Source organism: Janthinobacterium sp. GW822-FHT07A03 (genome assembly GCF_058798815.1).
Map to the genome: position 1 here is coordinate 1 of NZ_JBXAKW010000012.1, position 16,749 is coordinate 16,749.

Annotated in this window: 12 protein-coding genes; 6 read left to right on the forward strand and 6 right to left on the reverse strand. The window is 61.3% G+C overall.

Translation table 11 applies throughout. From position 1 onward, the window contains the following. A partial coding sequence (locus AC1RJW_RS26690; RefSeq protein ID WP_493047603.1) for a MarR family winged helix-turn-helix transcriptional regulator occupies positions 1-663 on the forward strand: 663 nt, incomplete at its 5' end. 22 nt (positions 664-685) lie between these two features. Continuing rightward, positions 686-1,534: a CPBP family intramembrane glutamic endopeptidase gene (locus AC1RJW_RS26695; protein ID WP_493047604.1), complete on the forward strand. Its 849-nt coding sequence runs from the start codon at positions 686-688 to the stop codon at positions 1,532-1,534. A 15-nt stretch (positions 1,535-1,549) separates the two neighbouring features. Here the strand turns inward: AC1RJW_RS26695 and dacB are convergent, their stop codons facing one another. Both dacB and AC1RJW_RS26705 read right to left on the reverse strand, forming a co-directional pair. Next, positions 1,550-3,052, reverse strand: a complete 1,503-nt coding sequence (gene dacB / locus AC1RJW_RS26700) for a D-alanyl-D-alanine carboxypeptidase/D-alanyl-D-alanine endopeptidase (protein WP_493047605.1) — start codon at positions 3,050-3,052, stop codon at positions 1,550-1,552. An 8-nt stretch (positions 3,053-3,060) separates the two neighbouring features. Continuing rightward, positions 3,061-4,299, reverse strand: coding sequence for a nucleoside recognition domain-containing protein (locus tag AC1RJW_RS26705; protein ID WP_034753725.1), 1,239 nt, complete (start codon positions 4,297-4,299; stop codon positions 3,061-3,063). Positions 4,300-4,518: 219 nt separating this feature from the next. Between AC1RJW_RS26705 and AC1RJW_RS26710 the strand changes: the two genes are divergently transcribed. The 4 genes from AC1RJW_RS26710 to AC1RJW_RS26725 all read left to right on the forward strand — a co-directional run bounded on the left by AC1RJW_RS26710 (position 4,519) and on the right by AC1RJW_RS26725 (position 11,438). Next, positions 4,519-6,321, forward strand: coding sequence for an ABC transporter substrate-binding protein (locus AC1RJW_RS26710; protein ID WP_493047662.1), 1,803 nt, complete (start codon positions 4,519-4,521; stop codon positions 6,319-6,321). 216 nt (positions 6,322-6,537) lie between these two features. Continuing rightward, positions 6,538-9,291, forward strand: a complete 2,754-nt coding sequence (locus tag AC1RJW_RS26715) for a TonB-dependent receptor (protein WP_493047606.1) — start codon at positions 6,538-6,540, stop codon at positions 9,289-9,291. An 88-nt stretch (positions 9,292-9,379) separates the two neighbouring features. Then, positions 9,380-10,459: a S66 peptidase family protein gene (locus AC1RJW_RS26720; protein WP_493047607.1), complete on the forward strand. Its 1,080-nt coding sequence runs from the start codon at positions 9,380-9,382 to the stop codon at positions 10,457-10,459. Positions 10,460-10,544: 85 nt separating this feature from the next. Then, the gene (locus AC1RJW_RS26725) at positions 10,545-11,438 is read left to right on the forward strand and encodes a YihY/virulence factor BrkB family protein (protein ID WP_230542061.1); all 894 of its coding nucleotides are present in this window, start codon (positions 10,545-10,547) and stop codon (positions 11,436-11,438) included. A 390-nt stretch (positions 11,439-11,828) separates the two neighbouring features. Here AC1RJW_RS26725 and AC1RJW_RS26730 read toward each other — a convergent pair whose 3' ends face one another. From AC1RJW_RS26730 to aceK, 4 genes are all read right to left on the reverse strand, one after another. Beyond that, positions 11,829-12,956: an acyl-CoA dehydrogenase family protein gene (locus tag AC1RJW_RS26730; RefSeq protein WP_493047608.1), complete on the reverse strand. Its 1,128-nt coding sequence runs from the start codon at positions 12,954-12,956 to the stop codon at positions 11,829-11,831. Positions 12,957-12,994: 38 nt separating this feature from the next. Continuing rightward, positions 12,995-13,663, reverse strand: a complete 669-nt coding sequence (locus tag AC1RJW_RS26735) for an SDR family oxidoreductase (RefSeq protein WP_493047609.1) — start codon at positions 13,661-13,663, stop codon at positions 12,995-12,997. 66 nt (positions 13,664-13,729) lie between these two features. Beyond that, positions 13,730-14,926, reverse strand: a complete 1,197-nt coding sequence (locus AC1RJW_RS26740) for an acetyl-CoA C-acyltransferase (RefSeq protein WP_493047610.1) — start codon at positions 14,924-14,926, stop codon at positions 13,730-13,732. After that, positions 14,923-16,722, reverse strand: a complete 1,800-nt coding sequence (aceK, locus tag AC1RJW_RS26745; protein WP_493047611.1) for a bifunctional isocitrate dehydrogenase kinase/phosphatase — start codon at positions 16,720-16,722, stop codon at positions 14,923-14,925. The genes AC1RJW_RS26740 and aceK overlap by 4 nt, the downstream gene beginning before the upstream one ends. Positions 16,723-16,749 lie beyond the last annotated feature (27 nt).

Below are 16,749 nucleotides of genomic sequence, written 5' to 3' on the forward strand. Positions count from 1 at the left end.
TTTGAAGCAACAGTCTTTGGCTGTGGTTTCTTGAGAAAAACCCGATCAGCAATGGTCGGGTTTTTTTTCGTCTGGCGATTCCTTGCCACTCCTTTCCTTTTCAGGCACCCACCTGGTGCATTGCGCATAAAATACAACAGCTTTCAGTATTTATATAAGTGCTTATATAAATACTGTTACTATCGCTACATGAAACAAGGACTCGGAACACAACTACGCCACCTGATCGAACTGCTGGACGGCGCCGTCCAGCAAGCCTACGCGGATGCTGGCCTCGATTATCGGCCGCGCTACACGCCCGTGATGCGGGTGCTGGCGCAACAGCAGAGCGCGACCATCGGCCAGCTGGCTGAGCTGGCAGGCATCACGCAGCCGGCCGTCACCCAAACGGTGGCACTGATGAAAAAGGAAGGCTTGCTGCTGGTGGCTGCCGATGGCGAGGATGGTCGCCAGCGCGTGGTACGCCTGAGCAGCAAGGGCGAGGCACTGCTGCCCCGCCTGCAAACTTGCTGGCAGGCGACCAAGTGTGCTGCCGACAGCCTGGATGCGGAATTGGCATTTCCTTTATCCACATGCCTGGCGCAAGCCATCACGATGCTGGAACAGCGCTCATTTGGTGAGCGCATCCGGGATACAAGCAAGCAGGTAAAAACAGCGCCCTGAAAACTATCTGAGGAAAGCGACGATGGACAACACCCTGAGCATGGCAACAAAAAAATCCACTCTGGCCCGCCTGATGGCCTATCCCCTGGTGCAGATTGTGCTGGGCATGGTCCTCACCTTTGCCGGGATACCGCTGGTGATGGGTATCGCTTCGCAACTGGTGGAAAAGCCCTATCGCATCTTGTGGCCGCAGTTGCTGGCGGCGGTACTGGTGTGGTTCGGCTACCGTTTCTACGTGCGGCGCATCGAAAAGCGCCAGCCGGCCGAACTGGCAATGCCGGGCATGGCGGGTGAACTGGGGCGTGGACTGCTGCTTGGCGCCGGCTTGGTCTGCCTCACCTTTGTCGTGCTGGCAGCGCTGGGCGTATATCAGTTGAGCGGCGTCAATGCCGTGCATGCCGCGTTGTTGCTGCCGCTGGCCGAACTGGTGCTGGTCGGCATGGCCGAGGAAATGATGTTTCGCGGCATCCTGTTCGGCGTGACGGCACGTGCGCTGGGCAGCAAGGCCGCCATCGTGATTTCATCGCTGGTGTTCGCCCTGGCCCATTTGCCCAATGCCGGTTTTTCGCTGCTGGCCATCGCCGCGATTGTCACCTATGGCGTGCTGCAGGCCGCACTGTACATGCGGACGCGCCGCCTGTGGGTTTGCATCGGCACACATGTCGGCTGGAATTACTGTGTCAGCCAGGTATTTTCCTCGACGGTATCGGGCCATGCAGCCACGGATGGCCTGCTGCGCGGCGAACTGGCCGGCAATGTCATGCTGACGGGCGGCGCCTTTGGTGTGGAAGCGTCGCTGGTGACGATCCTGCTAATCGGCGCCGTCGCCGCCTATGTGCTGCGCCTGGCCTTTGCCGGCGCACCACGCTAGGCTGCAGCACCGGCCTTATTGCCCAGCCACCACCGGCGTGGCGCCGCTCCTGGCCACCCACTCGATCAGCGCATCGACGGCGGCGCGGCCATTGCCGTTGCCCACCAGGTCGCTATTGATCATGGCGACGACCACGCATAGCTGGTTGTTGGCGTCAGGCACGTAGCCGGCGATGGCCACGACATTCTTTAATGTTCCCGTCTTGATGCGGGCCCGCGCGGCGGCCGGGCTGTTCAGCAGGCGCTTGCGCATGGTGCCGTCCAGTGCCACGATGGGCAGGCTGGACTGGAACTCGGGGGCCCACGGACTTTGCTGCATCGCCTGCAGCACGCCGGCCATTTGCGCTGGCGCAATGCGTCCCGTGCGGGACAAGCCGGAGCCGTTGTCGACCAGCATGCCCTGGGTATCGATATGGTGCCGCTGGAACCATTCCTGGATCACTTGCCGCGCCCGGTTGGCCGTGTCTTCCGGTGCCGCCATGGCAACTGGGCGGCTGCCCAGCCAGCCATCGCTTTGCAGGCTGCCCAGGCTGAGGAACAGGGTGCGGGCCAGGGTGTTGTCGGAGGTCTTGTTGATATCGCGCAAGACTTCCGGCAAGGCGCGCGCCACGTGGTCGGCCAGCATGCGCGTACCGATCGGTTCGGCCGTCGGCGGCAAGCCCGTCAACGGCGCTTCGCGCACCGTGCCCGTGATCGTGCCGCCCAGGCGTTTCCACGTGGCGCGGAACAGGCGGTCCGCATAATCGTTGCGATCAAGCACATTGATGCTGGTGGCCTTGCTGCAATTTTGCGGGAAAGTGCCGTGCAGTATTACCTGCAGCTTGCCGCCCGCATCGCGCCGGTATTCTGGCGGACGCCAGCCATCTTCCCATCGCGCGCAACTGCCCTTGACCAGCTTCATGTCGCTGGTGATGCTGACGTTCTCGAGCGGCGGCTGCATGAGGATGCTCAATTGCCGGTCCGTCGAGTTCATATTGATATCGAGCAAATTGGTGTTCAACAACAAGGCATCGGGAATGACGTTGTAGCGGAACTCGGCCGACTCGTCGAACGGTGGCGCGCCGATGTCGGGCCGGGCCGGCTGGAACAGCTGGCGGTCGAGGATCAAATCGCCCCTGATCTTGACGATGCCTTGCGTGCGCAGGGTTTGCAGCATGTGCTCCAGCACGTCCGCGTTGAAATCCGTGTCGGCGCCGCCGCGCAGGATCAAGTCGCCCTTCAGCACGCCATTGATGACGTCGGCGCTGGTGCGCAGTTCCGTGCGGCCGCGGAAGATGGGGCCTAATTGCTCCAGGCCCACGGCCGTCGTCACCAGCTTCATGGTGGACGCGGGCTGCATGCTGCGCTCGGCCCCATGCGACAGCACGGTGGTGTTGCCGCGCAAGACGATGGCGCCCATGGCGTCTTCGGGAATATTCGCGCTGCGCAACAGCAGGCTGACGGATTCGGGTAATTGCGCGTGGGCATTCGACAAGCCGATGCCAGCCAGCAAGGCGGCGATGAGGATGGGACGGAACATGGCTCTCCTTAGTGGAAAAAGACGTAGGCAACGAAGACGGCGGTGATCACGCCAGCCAGATCGGCGATCAGGCCGGCCGTGATGGCATAGCGCGTCTTGCGGATGCCCACCGAGCCGAAGTACAGGGCCACGATATAGAAGGTGGTGTCGGCCGAACCCTGGAACACGCAGGCGAGGCGGCCGACGAAGGAGTCGACGCCGTAGGTGTTCATGGCGTCGATCATCATGGCTTTCGAGCCGGAACCGCTGAGCGGCTTCATCATGGCCGTCGGCAGGGCGGGCACGAAGTCCGTATTGATGCCCAGGTTGGCGAAGAACCAGTTCATGCCACTCATCAGAAAATTGAACACGCCCGCATTGCGGATCACGCTGATGGCCACCAGCATGCCGACCAGGTAGGGAATCACGGTGATCGAGGTCTGGATGCCGCCCTTCGCCCCTTCGATGAAGGCGTCATACACGTTCACCTTCTTGCGCAGGGCGCCGATGATGAAGATGGCAATGACGCTGATCAATACCAGATTGCTGACCACCTTGGAGACCAGCTCGATTTCCTGTTTCGTCAGGTATTGCGTGAAGTACCAGATCATGGCGACGATGGCGCTCGTCATGCCGCCCATCCAGCCCAGCACGACCCGGTTGAGCAAGTTGATGCGCTGTTTGATGGACACCGTGATGATGCCGACCATGGTGGCGACATAGGTGGCGATCATGCACGGGATAAAGATGTCGGACGGGTCGGCCGCGCCGAGGATGGAGCGCTGCGCCATGATGGCCAGCGGAATCAGGGTCAGGCCCGAGGTGTGCAGTACCAGAAACATGATTTGCGCATTCGTCGCCTCTTCCTTGTTCGGATTCAAGGTTTGCAGGCTTTCCATGGCTTTCAGGCCGAAGGGCGTGGCCGCATTGTCCAGGCCCAGCAGGTTGGCCGAGAAATTCATCACCATGTGGCCTGTGGCCGGATGGTCTTTCGGAATTTCCGGGAAGATGCGCGAAAAGAATGGCGCGATCACTTTCGCCAGCCAGCCGACGATGCCCGCCTTTTCACCGATGTTCATGATGCCGAGCCACAAGGTCATCACGCCCGCCAGCGGCAGGGCGATATCCATCACGCCCATGCGCGCCGTCTCGAAGGTGCCGTCGATGATGCGCTTGAAGATATCGGTATCGCCGAGAAACAGCCACTGCAGCACTGCGGCCAGGAAGCCAACGAGGAAAAAGCCGGACCAGATGTAATTAAGTGCCATATGCGATCAGTTCTGTATTTCGGGGAGGTGAAAAGGTGCTGCAAGCAAAGTATAGAGGCAGCCCGATACGAGTTGATGAAAGAATGCAGCAATCGCATGCCAAAAAGTTATAAGCTGGCAGCCTGTTTTCATTGGCGCCCCGTAGCTTGCCCGCGTAGTGTGGGGGATGCCTGTCGCGTATCGCTGTTCGTTACCCTTGTCTGCACTGGATCACTGATGATGTTTTTACGCAAAACCGCCTGCGCTGCCGGCCTGGCCCTGTTGACGCTTTTCACTGCGCCCGCGCATGCCGCCGTCGATGCCCGCGCGAACAAGACCCTGCACTTGTTTTTGAGCACCAGCGAGACGGGCCTGGACCCGGCCGTGGCCTCGGACCTGGCCAGCCTGAACTTGATGGAAAACATCTTCGACCCGCTGCTGCGCTACGACTACCTGGCGCGCCCGGTACAGCTGCAGGGCAATACGGCGCGCGGCTTGCCGACCGTGGAAGATGGCGGCCGCACGTATACCTTTCACTTGCAGCCCGGCATTTTCTTCACACCCGATCCCGCCTTCAAGGGCCAGCCGCGCGAAGTGACGGCGCAGGACTATGTGTACAGCCTGACGCGGCTGTATGACCCCAGCCTGAAGTCGCCGTGGCTGTTCTTGCTGGAAGATAAGCTGGTGGGCGATGCGGCCCTGAAAGCCAAATTCAGCTACGACACGCCGATCGCCGGTTTGCAGGCGCTGGACAAATACACCTTGCGCATCCGCCTCAACGCCATCGACCCGAATTTCCTGTTCTACCTGGCCATGCCGGCGACCGCCGTGATGGCGCGCGAAGTGGCTGAAGCGTACCCGGCGCCGGGGCAGATCGGCAATCACCCCGTGGGCACGGGGCCATTCCTGGTGAAGGAATGGAAGCGCAGCGACAAGATCGTGCTGCAAGCCAATCCGACTTTCCGTCCGACCGTGTTCCATACGGAAGCCAGGGCGCTGGCCGCCTTGCCGGCCGATGCGCGCGTCATCGCCGCCGCGCTGGAGGGTAAACGTTTGCCCCTGGTCGAGCGCATCGAGGTGCGCATCGTTGAGGAATATCAATCGCGCATGCTGGGATTCCTGAAGGGCGAATTCGATTACCTGGAACAAGTGCCGGAATCGATGACGGACATGGTGCTGGAAAACGGCGCCCTGAAACCGGCGCTGGCCGCCAAGGGCTTGCAGCTGACGCGCTTTCCCGTGCTGCAGACGTATTACATGTGGATGAACATGGACGACCCCGTGCTGGGCGGCACGAGCAAGGACAAGCTGGCCCTGCGGCGCGCCATCGCCCTCAGCTACAACAGCCGCGAAGACATCGCGCTGCTGAAAAAGGGGCTGGCCTTGCCGGCGCAGTCGCCGCTGCCGCCGAATGTGCTCGGTTACGACAGGCAGTACCGCAGCCCCGTCGGCTACGATCCGGCGCTGGCGCGCGCCCTGCTGGACCGCTTCGGCTACAAGGCGGGCCCCGACGGTTTCCGCACGCAGCCGGACGGCACGCCCTTGCTGCTCACCATGCATACGGAGCCGAGCACGGTGGGCCGGCTGCGCGACGAATTATGGCGGCGCAACCTGAACGCCATCGGCCTGCGCGTGGAATTTAAAAGCGACAAGAAGACGGAAATCATCAAGGCGTCGCGCCTGGGCAAGGTGCAGATGTTCGAGACCAACTGGATCGCGGACTTTCCCGATGGCGATAACTTTATGCAATTGTTGTACGGTCCCAACAGTGGCCGCGCCAACTATGCCCGCTTTAACTTGCCCGATTACAATAAACGCTATGAGGAGGCGCGCCTGCTATCCGATACGCCGCGCCGACGCAGTCTGTACTTCGACCTGTTTCAGCTGATCCACGCTTACACGCCGTGGGTGTTGCTGACGCATCCCATCTCTGCCGACCTGCAACAACCGTGGCTAAAAAACTACAGGCGCCACCCCGTGGAATTCACGTCCTGGCGCTACCTGGACGTCGATCCCGCCAAGGGCCGCCCCGCAGGCAAGTGAGCACGCAGTTGAAAAGGGCATTCATTCCAAAAAGTTATGGTTAGGAAAGCATTTTTCATTGGCTGGCCGCGGATGCATCGCGCTACTCTGAAAATGAAAACAAATAAAGTCATGCGCAAATGTCATAAAAAAATGTACCGCGAGACAGACGTTGCGACATATCTAACAGCCTGACTTGAGAACTCAAGTTTCGATTGCCCAACAAGGAGAAGACCAGTGAAATTGAAGAAACTAGCGCAGTTGGTGGCATTGATGGGGGTGGTGGGGCCGGTGATGGCACAGGAAGCGGCGACGCCAGCGATGCAACGGGTCGAAGTGACGGGCAGCAGCATCAAGCGCGTGGCCAAGGAAGGCGCGCTGCCGGTGCAGGTCATCTCCTTTGACCAGATCGAAAAACAGGGCATCACGACGACCGAGCAGCTGGTGCGCACTCTGTCGGCCAACGGCACGGGCGCCGATAACATGACGTCGGGCAATAACGTGTTTGGCGCCGATGCCGACCGTGTCAGCGGCGGCGCCTCGTTCGCCTCGCTGCGCGGCCTGGGACCGTCGAGCACCCTGGTGCTGCTGAACGGCCGCCGCATCGCCACGCATGGCGCCAGCGGCAAGTCGGTCGACTTGAACTCGATCCCGCTGGGCGCAATCTCTCGCGTGGAAATCCTCAAGGATGGCGCCTCCGCCATCTACGGCACGGACGCCATCGGCGGCGTGATCAATTTCATTCTGAAAACCAATTACAGCGGCGTGGAAGCGTCCGTTTCCACCAACGATACGCAGGCCGGCGGCGGCGCCACGCGCCGCGCCTCCATCCTGGCAGGCACGGGGTCGCTGGAGTCGGACCGCTACAACATCATGGCCAGCCTGACGGTTGATAAAGCGCAACAGCTCAATGGCCGTGACCGCTCTTTCGTCAACGGCTTCCAGCCGGAACGCGGCCTGTCGCCCGATACCACGGGCACGCCGTTTGCGAATCAATTGTCGGGCGCGGGCACGGCGCTGGGCGCCTCGTTCCAGCTGCCGGGTGACCCAAACAAGTACCTGCAAGCCAATCCGCTGAGCTTCCAGGGCAAGTGCGACACCGTCGCCGGCATGTCGCAATACCAGACGGAGCTGTGGAAAGACGTGACCTCGCCGCTGCGCACCAGGTATTCGTGCGCCTACGACTATGGCGCCGACTATGTTCTGCAATTCCCCGTCGAGCGGGCCAATCTGCTCTCGCGCGGCACCTTCCAGCTGGCGCCCGACCACCGCATGTTTGTCGAAGTGCTCGGTTCGCGCACCAAGGCCACGGCCATCCTGACGCCGATGCAGGTGCAGGCGACCATCGCCAACAAGGCCGTGTATCCGGTCGGCGGCGCGTATTACCAGGATCTGTCGGCCTATATCCCGTCGTTCGACAAGAGCAAGCCGATTTCCTACAAATGGCGCGCCAATGACGTGGGCAACCGCACGCAGGAAAACACCACCGACAACGCGCGCGTGCTGGTGGGTTTTGAAGGCAACTTCGGCAAGTGGGATTACAAGGCCGGCATTTCGCGCGCCGAAAGCAGCACCAAGACCAAGCTGACGGATGGCTATTCCTACACGGACAAACTGTACGCAGCCCTGGCCACAGGCATCATCAACCCGTGGGTGGGCGCCGGCCAGAGCCAGACGGAAGCGGCCAAGCAATTGATCGAATCGACCAAGTTCCGTGGCGACTTCCAGCACGGCAAGACGACCCTGACGCAGATCGATGGTTCCGTCTCGGGCGAGCTGTTCCAGCTGCCGGCCGGCGCGCTGGCCATGGCGGCCGGCTTCGACTTGCGCCGCGAAGGTTACAATTTTGCGCAAGACGTCGACGCCACGCAGATTTTGCTGTCGCCAGGCAATGCCGCACTCAAAGATGCCAGCCGTACCGTCAAGGCCGTGTATGCGGAGCTGCTGGTGCCGGTCACGAAGGACCTGGAAATGCAGCTGGCCATCCGCCGCGACGATTACAGCCTGGTGGGCGCGACGACGAATCCGAAAGTGGCCTTCCGCTACCAGCCGACCGACTTCCTGCTGTTCCGTGGTTCGGCCAGCAAGGGTTTCCTCGCGCCAAGCTTCCAGCAGCTGTATTCCGGTTCGCTGAGCCAGGAATTGCCGAACGGCGTGGTCGACCAGGAAGGTTGCGCCAAGCATCCGGGCGTGCCCGAATACTGTGCCATCGACCGCCTCGACTACAAGACGGGCGGCAACACGAATCTGAAGCCGGAAACGTCGAAGCAGGGCAGCGTCGGTTTTGTCATCGAACCGTTCAAGGGCTATTCCGCCTCGTTCGACTACTGGGCCATCAATACCAAGGACCGCATCCTGAACCGCACGCCGCAAATCGTGCTGGCCAATTACCAGGCGCTGAACCAGTACATCCACCGCAATCCGGACGGCACCATCGAGTACGTGCAGGCGGGCTGGATCAATGCGGCAGGCAGCCGCGTGCGCGGCCTCGACGTGGGCTTGCGCGGCGAAGGCAAGGTCAATGACGCGAAATGGACGGCGACCCTGGACGGCACGTATATGGACAGTTTCAAGTTTGCGGAATATCAAGGCCAGGAATACCAGGAACTGGTCGGCAAGTTTTATACGCGCGACCTGTATTTGCGCTGGAAACATAACGCCAGCTTTGGCGTGTCGCGCGGCGACTGGAGCGGCTTGCTGGTGCAGAGTTTTTCGTCGGGCTACAAGGACCAGCTGCCGAATGGCGGCAAGGGTACGCCGCCGCCGGGCTTCAAGCCGGACGTGTCCAGCTACACCACGTATAACCTGTCGGGCACGTACACGGGCTTCAAAAATACCACCATCACCGTGGGTATCCAGAACTTGTTCGACCGCGATCCCCCATTCACCGCGCACAACGTGGATGAAGTGGTGGGCGCCGGCTGGGACCCGCGCGTGGCCGACCCGCGCGGCCGCTCGCTGTCGTTCCAGCTGAAGTACAAGTTCATGTAAGGCGGTCATGCCGGCGGCGATCCCGTCGGCATGCTAACCTCGTGCGGCGGCGCCTGGCGTCGCCGTTTTTATTTCAGGAAAGGGCCGCATGTCCAGTCAGACCAATCTCAGTCGGCGCCGCTTCGGCGGCTTGCTGGCCGCCACCGTGGGGGCGGCAGGCACACCGGCGTGGGCGGCGGCCGCGCAAGGGAAGGACAAACGCATGCAACAGCAACACGCATTGATCAAGCCGGCGCGCCTGCGCGACGGCGACCTGGTCGCCATCATCGCGCCGGGCGGTTTTACGGATGAGGAGGCCATCGCCAGGGCCCAGCGCAATATCGAATCGCTGGGCTTGCGCGCCAGTCTGGGCGCCAACATCCGCGCCGTGCACGGCAACTATGCGGGCACGGTGCAGCAGCGCCTCGACGATCTGCATGCGGCCTTCGCCGATCCCGAGGTCAAGGCGATCTGGGCCATCCGTGGCGGTTCCGGCTGCATTTCGTTGCTGGCGCTGCTCGACTACGCCTTGATCCAGCGCAATCCGAAAGTGCTGGTCGGCTACTCCGACATCACGGCCCTGCACCTGGCCATCGCCCGCAAGACGGGGCTGGTGACTTTCCACGGACCCGTGGCCTCGTCCACGTTTTCCGACTACACGGTGACGCAGCTGCGCAATGTGCTGATGACGCCGCAAGACAGCTACACGATACCGATGGCGCTGGACAACCACCGCCGCGCGCAGACGCAGCCGAACTTCGCCATCCGCACCGTGCACGGCGGCCAGGCGACGGGACGCTTGACGGGCGGCAACCTGTGCATGGTCAGCGCGCTGGCCGGCACGCCGTATGCGGCCGATTTCCGCGAGCATATCCTTTTCCTCGAAGAAATCAATGAAGTGCCGTACCGCATCGACCGCATGCTGTGCCAGCTCGACCTGTCCATCGGTTTCAAGCACGCGGCGGCCTTGATGCTGGGCATTTTCGAGCATTGCGAGGCGGCCGAGGGCGATACGGCGCTGACGCTGGACGAAACCCTGGATCAGCATTTGCTGCCCTTGCGCGTGCCGGCCGTCAGCGGTTATTCGTTTGGCCACATCCGCCACCAGTTCACGCTACCGATGGGCATACTGGCCACCCTGGATGCGGACCGGCAAACCTTGACCTTGCTGGAGCCGGCCGTCTGCTAGCGTACGGTGCAGCGGGGCGATTGTCAGTATGCTAGTGTGATAAGGCGTGGCACGAGGCCGCGCCGCCTTCTACACCGCTTCCGCCATGATCAACCGCCACGCCAGTACCTACATCCTCAGCCACCCGCTGGCCTTCGCGCTGCAGGTGCTGAAGGGTTTCCGCGCCAACCAGGGCTTGCTGCTGGCGGGCGCCGTCGCGTATTACTCACTGCTGTCCATCGTGCCCCTGCTGATGCTGGTGGTGGTGGCCCTGTCGCACGTGATCGCGCAGGATGAATTGCTGCAGACAATCGGCCATTACCTGGAATGGCTGGTGCCGGGACAATCGAAGGCCATCGTGGGCGAGATCGCGCATTTTCTCGACAACCGGGGCGTGATCGGCTGGCTGCTGCTGCTGACCATGCTGTTTTTCAGCTCGCTGGCGTTTACCGTGCTGGAAAACGCCATGAGCGTGATCTTTGTTCACCGCGTCGCCATCCGCCGCCGCCATTTCCTCATTTCCGCCGTGCTGCCGTACTGCTATATCCTGTGCCTGGGCGTGGGGATCTTGCTCATCACGCTGGTGGCGGGCAGCCTGCAGGTGATGGGCGAGGAAAGCGTGCGTTTCCTGCGCCATGACTGGGGCCTGGAAGGCGTGTCCGGCGTGCTGCTGTATCTGCTGGGGCTGGCGGGCGAAATTCTCGTGCTCAGCTCGATCTACCTGGTCATGCCGGTCGGACGATTGTCGATCACGCATGCGCTGATCGGCGGCGTGACGGCGGCTCTGCTGTGGGAAATCGCCCGCCACGTGCTGGTCTGGTATTTTTCGACCTTGTCGCAGGTCAATGTCGTGTATGGCTCGATGACGACGGCCATCGTCGTCATGTTCAGCCTGGAAATCGGCGCCACCCTACTGCTGCTGGGCGCGCAAGTGATTTCCGAGTACGAAAGAGTGGCCCGCGGCGGCGAAGAAGACAAGCCGCTGGCGCTAAGGACTTGATTTAAGGTATGGCTTCAATTCGTTGTTGCACCGCACAAAAAGCTGTGCTATACTCCGTTCAGTGATTGAGATTTGGCAACAAATTATCTCACCATCCAGTTTCAGCGCGGCGACCGACAGGTGTAATGTCGATGGCCTGACAGTGCGAAGAAATGGATTTTGTAATTCCGGATACGATGGTCGATTTACACCTTGGAGTCACCATGCAGATAGCATGGGAGTCCGAAAATCAGGAGGCACTTTGCAGATAGCACTGGCGTCCATGACACGATTAAAGCATTGGTAATACATTGGAACAAGCCCGCGTTTTAGCGGGCTTTTTTTCGTCCATTGTTGGCAGTCGCTCGGGGTCAGACCCGGCGGGTCTGACCCCAGCATTTGCCGTGGGGTCTATAAATCTCGCGCAATCAAAATCTTCTGGATATCGCTGGTCCCCTCATAAATCTGGCACACGCGCACGTCGCGGTAGATGCGCTCGACGGGGAAGTCGGACACATAACCGTAGCCGCCGTGCACCTGGATGGCGTCCGAGCACACTTTTTCCGCCATTTCCGACGCAAACAGCTTGGCCATGGCCGCTTCCTTCAGGCAGGGCAGGCCCGCATCCTTCATGGCCGCCGCGTGGCGGATCAGCTGGCGCGCCGCTTCGATCTGCGTGGCCATGTCGGCCAGGCGGAATTGCACGGCCTGGTGTTCATAGATGGGTTTGCCGAAGCTTTCCCGTTCGCGCGCATAGCTCAGGGCCGCTTCATACGCGGCGCGCGCCATGCCCACGGCTTGCGAAGCGATGCCGATGCGTCCGCCTTCCAGGCCGGACAGGGCGATCTTGTAGCCTTGCCCTTCTTCGCCGATCAGATTTTCCGCGGGGATGCGGCAATTCTCGAACAGGATTTGCGCCGTGTCCGACGAATGCTGGCCCATCTTCTGTTCCAGTCCAGCCACGATGTAGCCTGGCGTGTTCGTCGGCACCCAGAAGGCGCTGATGCCGCGCTTGCCGGCCGCCTTGTCGGTCACGGCCATGACGATGGCGACGTCCGCATACTTGCCACTGGTAATAAACTGCTTCGTGCCGTTGATTACATATGCATTGCCGTCGCGGGTGGCCGTGGTGCGCAGGGCGGAGGCGTCGCTGCCCGTATGCGGTTCCGTCAGGCAAAATGCACCCAGCATCGTGCCTTGCGCCAGCGGACGCAGCCATTGTTCCTTTTGTGCATCATTGGCATACATCATGGCGATGCTGCACACGGGGCAATTATTCACGGAAATGATGGTCGACGTACCGCCATCGCCGGCGGCGATTTCTTCCAGCACCAGGGCCAGCGACACGTAGTCGAGGCCGGCGCCGCCCAGCGCTTCCGGCACGGCCACGCCAAAGGCGCCCAGCGCGGCCAGTTCCTGCAATTCTTCTTTCGGGAAATGATGTTCCTTGTCCCAGCGGGCCGCATTGGGCGCCAGGCGCTCGCGCGAAAAACTGCGCAGCGCTTCCTGGATCATCGATTGTTCTTCATTGAGTATCATGGGACGTCGTCTCGTTTGTTTTTATGGTGTGTGGGGAACTACCAGCCTATGGGCTTGCCGTCGTAGTTGCGGAACACGGCCTTGTCCGTGGCCGGCAGGCTGGCCAGGGTGGCGCGGATGCCGGCTGCGCTTTCCTCGGGAGAAATATCGGCGCCGGCGCCGCCCATGTCCGTGCGTACCCAGCCCGGGTGGAAAGCGACGCAGCTGACGCCTTGCGGGCCATGCACGAGGCTGGTATCGATCAGCACGGAATTCAAGGCCGCCTTGCTGGCGCGGTACAGCGAACCGCTGGGGTTGCCCCGCTCGCTCAGGGAGCCCATGTGCGAAGACAGCACGGCGAGTTTCCCCTTGGCATTGGCCACCAGCGGCGCCAATATCGGCAGCAACCGCATGGCCGCCAGCACGTTGGTGTGCATGACGAGGTCAAAATCGGCTTGCGCAGGGAAACCGTCGTGGCGCGGGCCGTACACGCCCGCATTGAGGATGGCCACGTCGAGCTTTTCATCGTCGAGCTTCCAGCCCAGGCCGGCACAGCCTTCCACATCCGTCACGTCCAGCTGGTGCGCTTCCGCGCCCAGTTGCCGCAGGGCTTCGCAAGCGTCCGGCGTGCGCGCCGTGGCGATCACTCGCCAGCCATCATGGCGGTATTGACGGACGATTTCGTGGCCGATGCCGCGCGAGGCGCCGATGATCAATGCGGTTGGCATATGTTTTCTCCCTGAAAATAAAATGAAAGGCGCGCACCGTGGTGCGCGCCCGTGCTCAGGAAGAGCTTATACCAGTTCGATCGCCATCGCCGTCGCTTCGCCGCCGCCGATGCACAGGGCCGCCACGCCGCGCTTGCCGCCCGTCTTTTTCAGGGCGCCCAGCAGGGTGACGATGATGCGCGCGCCCGAGGCGCCGATCGGGTGGCCCAGCGCGCAGGCGCCGCCGTGGATGTTGATCTTGCTGTGCGGAATGTCGAGGTCATGCATGGCGGCCATCGGCACGGCGGCGAACGCTTCATTGATTTCGAACAAGTCCACCTTGCTGCTGCTCCAGCCCGTTTTCGCATACAGCTTCTTGATGGCGCCGATGGGGGCCGTGGTGAATTCGTTCGGCGCCTGCGCGTGCGTGGCGTGGCCGTGGATTGTCGCGATGACGGTGCAGCCGAGTTTTTTCGCCGTCGATTCGCGCATCAGCACCAGGGCTGCCGCGCCATCGTTGATCGACGAGGACGAGGCGGCCGTGATGGTGCCATCCTTCTTGAATGCGGCCTTCAGGGCCGGGATTTTTTCCAGGCGGGCTTTTTGCGGGCCTTCATCGATGCTGACGACGGTGTCGCCGCCGCGGCCGGAAACGGTCACGGGCACGATTTCCCATTCGAAACTGCCATCCTTGGTGGCCGCCTGCGCGCGTTTCACGGATTCGATGGCAAACGCGTCCTGCGCTTCGCGCGTGAAGCTGTACTGGCTGGCGCACTCTTCGGCAAACGTGCCCATCGAGCGGGCATTGCCCTTTTCATCGCGGCTGTAGGCATCTTCCAGGCCATCCATCATCATGTGGTCATAGATCATGCCGTGGCCGATGCGGTAGCCGCCGCGCGCCTTCGGCACCAGGTAGGGGGCGTTGGTCATCGATTCCATGCCGCCCGCCACCACCACGTCGGCGCTGCCGGCGAGCAAGGTGTCATGCGCGAACATGGTCGTCTGCATGGCCGAGCCGCACATTTTCGACAGGGTCACGGCGCCCGTGGAATCGGGCAAGCCCGCCTTGCGCAAGGCCTGGCGCGCGGGCGCCTGGCCCTGGCCAGCCATCAGGCAATTGCCGAAAAACACATGTTCAACGGCATCCGGCGCCACGCCGGCCCGCTCGACGGCGGCGCGGATGGCCACGGCGCCCAGGTCGCTGGCGGTGACGTTGGCAAAGTCGCCCTGGAAGGCGCCCATGGGGGTGCGCGCGGCACCGACGATTACGACTGGATCATTCATGTTGGATCTCCGGTTGAGGGGTGGGAAGGTGACTGCATACAAAAACGCAGGTGCTGCGGATAAGGGAAGACGTCCTCGATATGGCCGTCTTCGATGCGCTGCTTGCGCGCCTGCCAGTATTGCGCCGTCAGCAGGTCGGCATGGTGCTGCATGAAATAGGTGCGGATGCGGGGATTGCCCAGCAGGAAGGTGCCGAATTGTTCGGGAAACACATCGTGCTTGCCGATGGGATACCACGGTTCGGCCGACATTTCTTCCTCCTCCGTACGGGCTTGCGGGATGACGCGGAACTGGCAATCGGTGATGTACTCGATTTCATCGTAATCGTAAAATACGACACGCTGATGACGGGTCACGCCAAAGTTTTTGTACAGCATGTCGCCAGGAAAAATATTTGCCGCCACCAATTCCTTGATGGCGTTGCCGTATTCGACGATGGCGTGTTCGACCAGGTCGTCGCGGCCTTCCTTCTCGGCATTGCTCAGCCACATGTTCAGCGGCACCATGCGCCGCTCGATGTACAGGTGGCGGATGATGATCTGCTCGTGGTCTTCCTCGACCAGCGAGGGGGCAAACTGTTTCAGCTCGGCCAGCAGTTCCGCGGCAAAACGGGCGCGGGGAAAGGCCACGTTGGAATACTCGAGCGTGTCGGCCATGCGGCCCACGCGGTCGTGGTGTTTCACCAGCAAATACTTTTGCTGGACTTGCGCGCGCGTGGTTTCCTTGGGAGGAGGAAAGAAATCCTTGATCACCTTGAAGACATACGGAAACGACGGCAGGGCAAATACCAGCATCACCAGGCCGCGGATACCGGGCGCGCTTTCAAAATGATCCGACGAATGTTTTAAATGCTGCAGGTAGTCGCGGTAAAACAAGGTCTTGCCCTGTTTTTGCAAGCCCAGTATCGTATAAATTTCACTGCGAGGCTTGCGCGGGAGCAAACTTCGGAGAAATTGTACATAGGCGGACGGCACTTCCATATCCACCAGGAAATACGCGCGCGTAAACGAAAACAGCACGGCGATCTGCTGGTGCTCGAACAGCACCGTGTCGAGTACCAGCTTGCCGTGGCGGTTGTGCAGGATGGGCACGACGAACGGGTATTCGCGGTTGCCGTTGATGGCCTTGCCGACCAGGTAGGCGCCTTTGTTGCGGTAGAACAAACTGGTCAGGACCTGGAGCTGGTGGTTCGGCTCCAGCCGGTCGCTGCCGAACAGCTGCTGCAGGCGCGCTTCCACCTGGGCCACGTCGCGCTCCAGGTTGGCAAATGCGCAGTCCAGCTGGAAGTTGCTCACCATGCGCTGCAAGGTGTGGCGCAAGCCATCCTGGCCCGGGTAATACACGCGGTAGGTGGGCGCCGGGTCTTGCGTTTCGATGTATTCCGTGGAAACGACGGGGCGCACGAAAATATAGTCGTTATTGAAATAGGTGCGGTGCAGGATGTTGCAGCAGACGGAATTGAAGAAGGTTTCCGCCAGCTCCGGCTGCTTGTGTTCCGTCAGCATGCCGATGTAGTGCAGCTTGAGTTCGCGCCACACTTCGTCGCTCAACTCCGACTCTTCGTACTCATCTTCGAGCATCTGCACGCATTCCTGCACGCGTTTGTCATAAAAGTCGATGCGTTCGCGGGCCGCCGTCTGTGCCGCGCTCCAGGCGCCTTGCTCGAAATACTGCTTGGCTTGCTGGCTCGTTGCGCGAAACAGACGGTAATGCTTGTCAAAGCCGTCGCGGATGGTGCGCGCGATATCGAATGCAATCTGGGAAGAGAGCAATTTGGGGAAGGCAATGTGCGTCATAGTTGTGCTCGCATGAATGGCTCATCA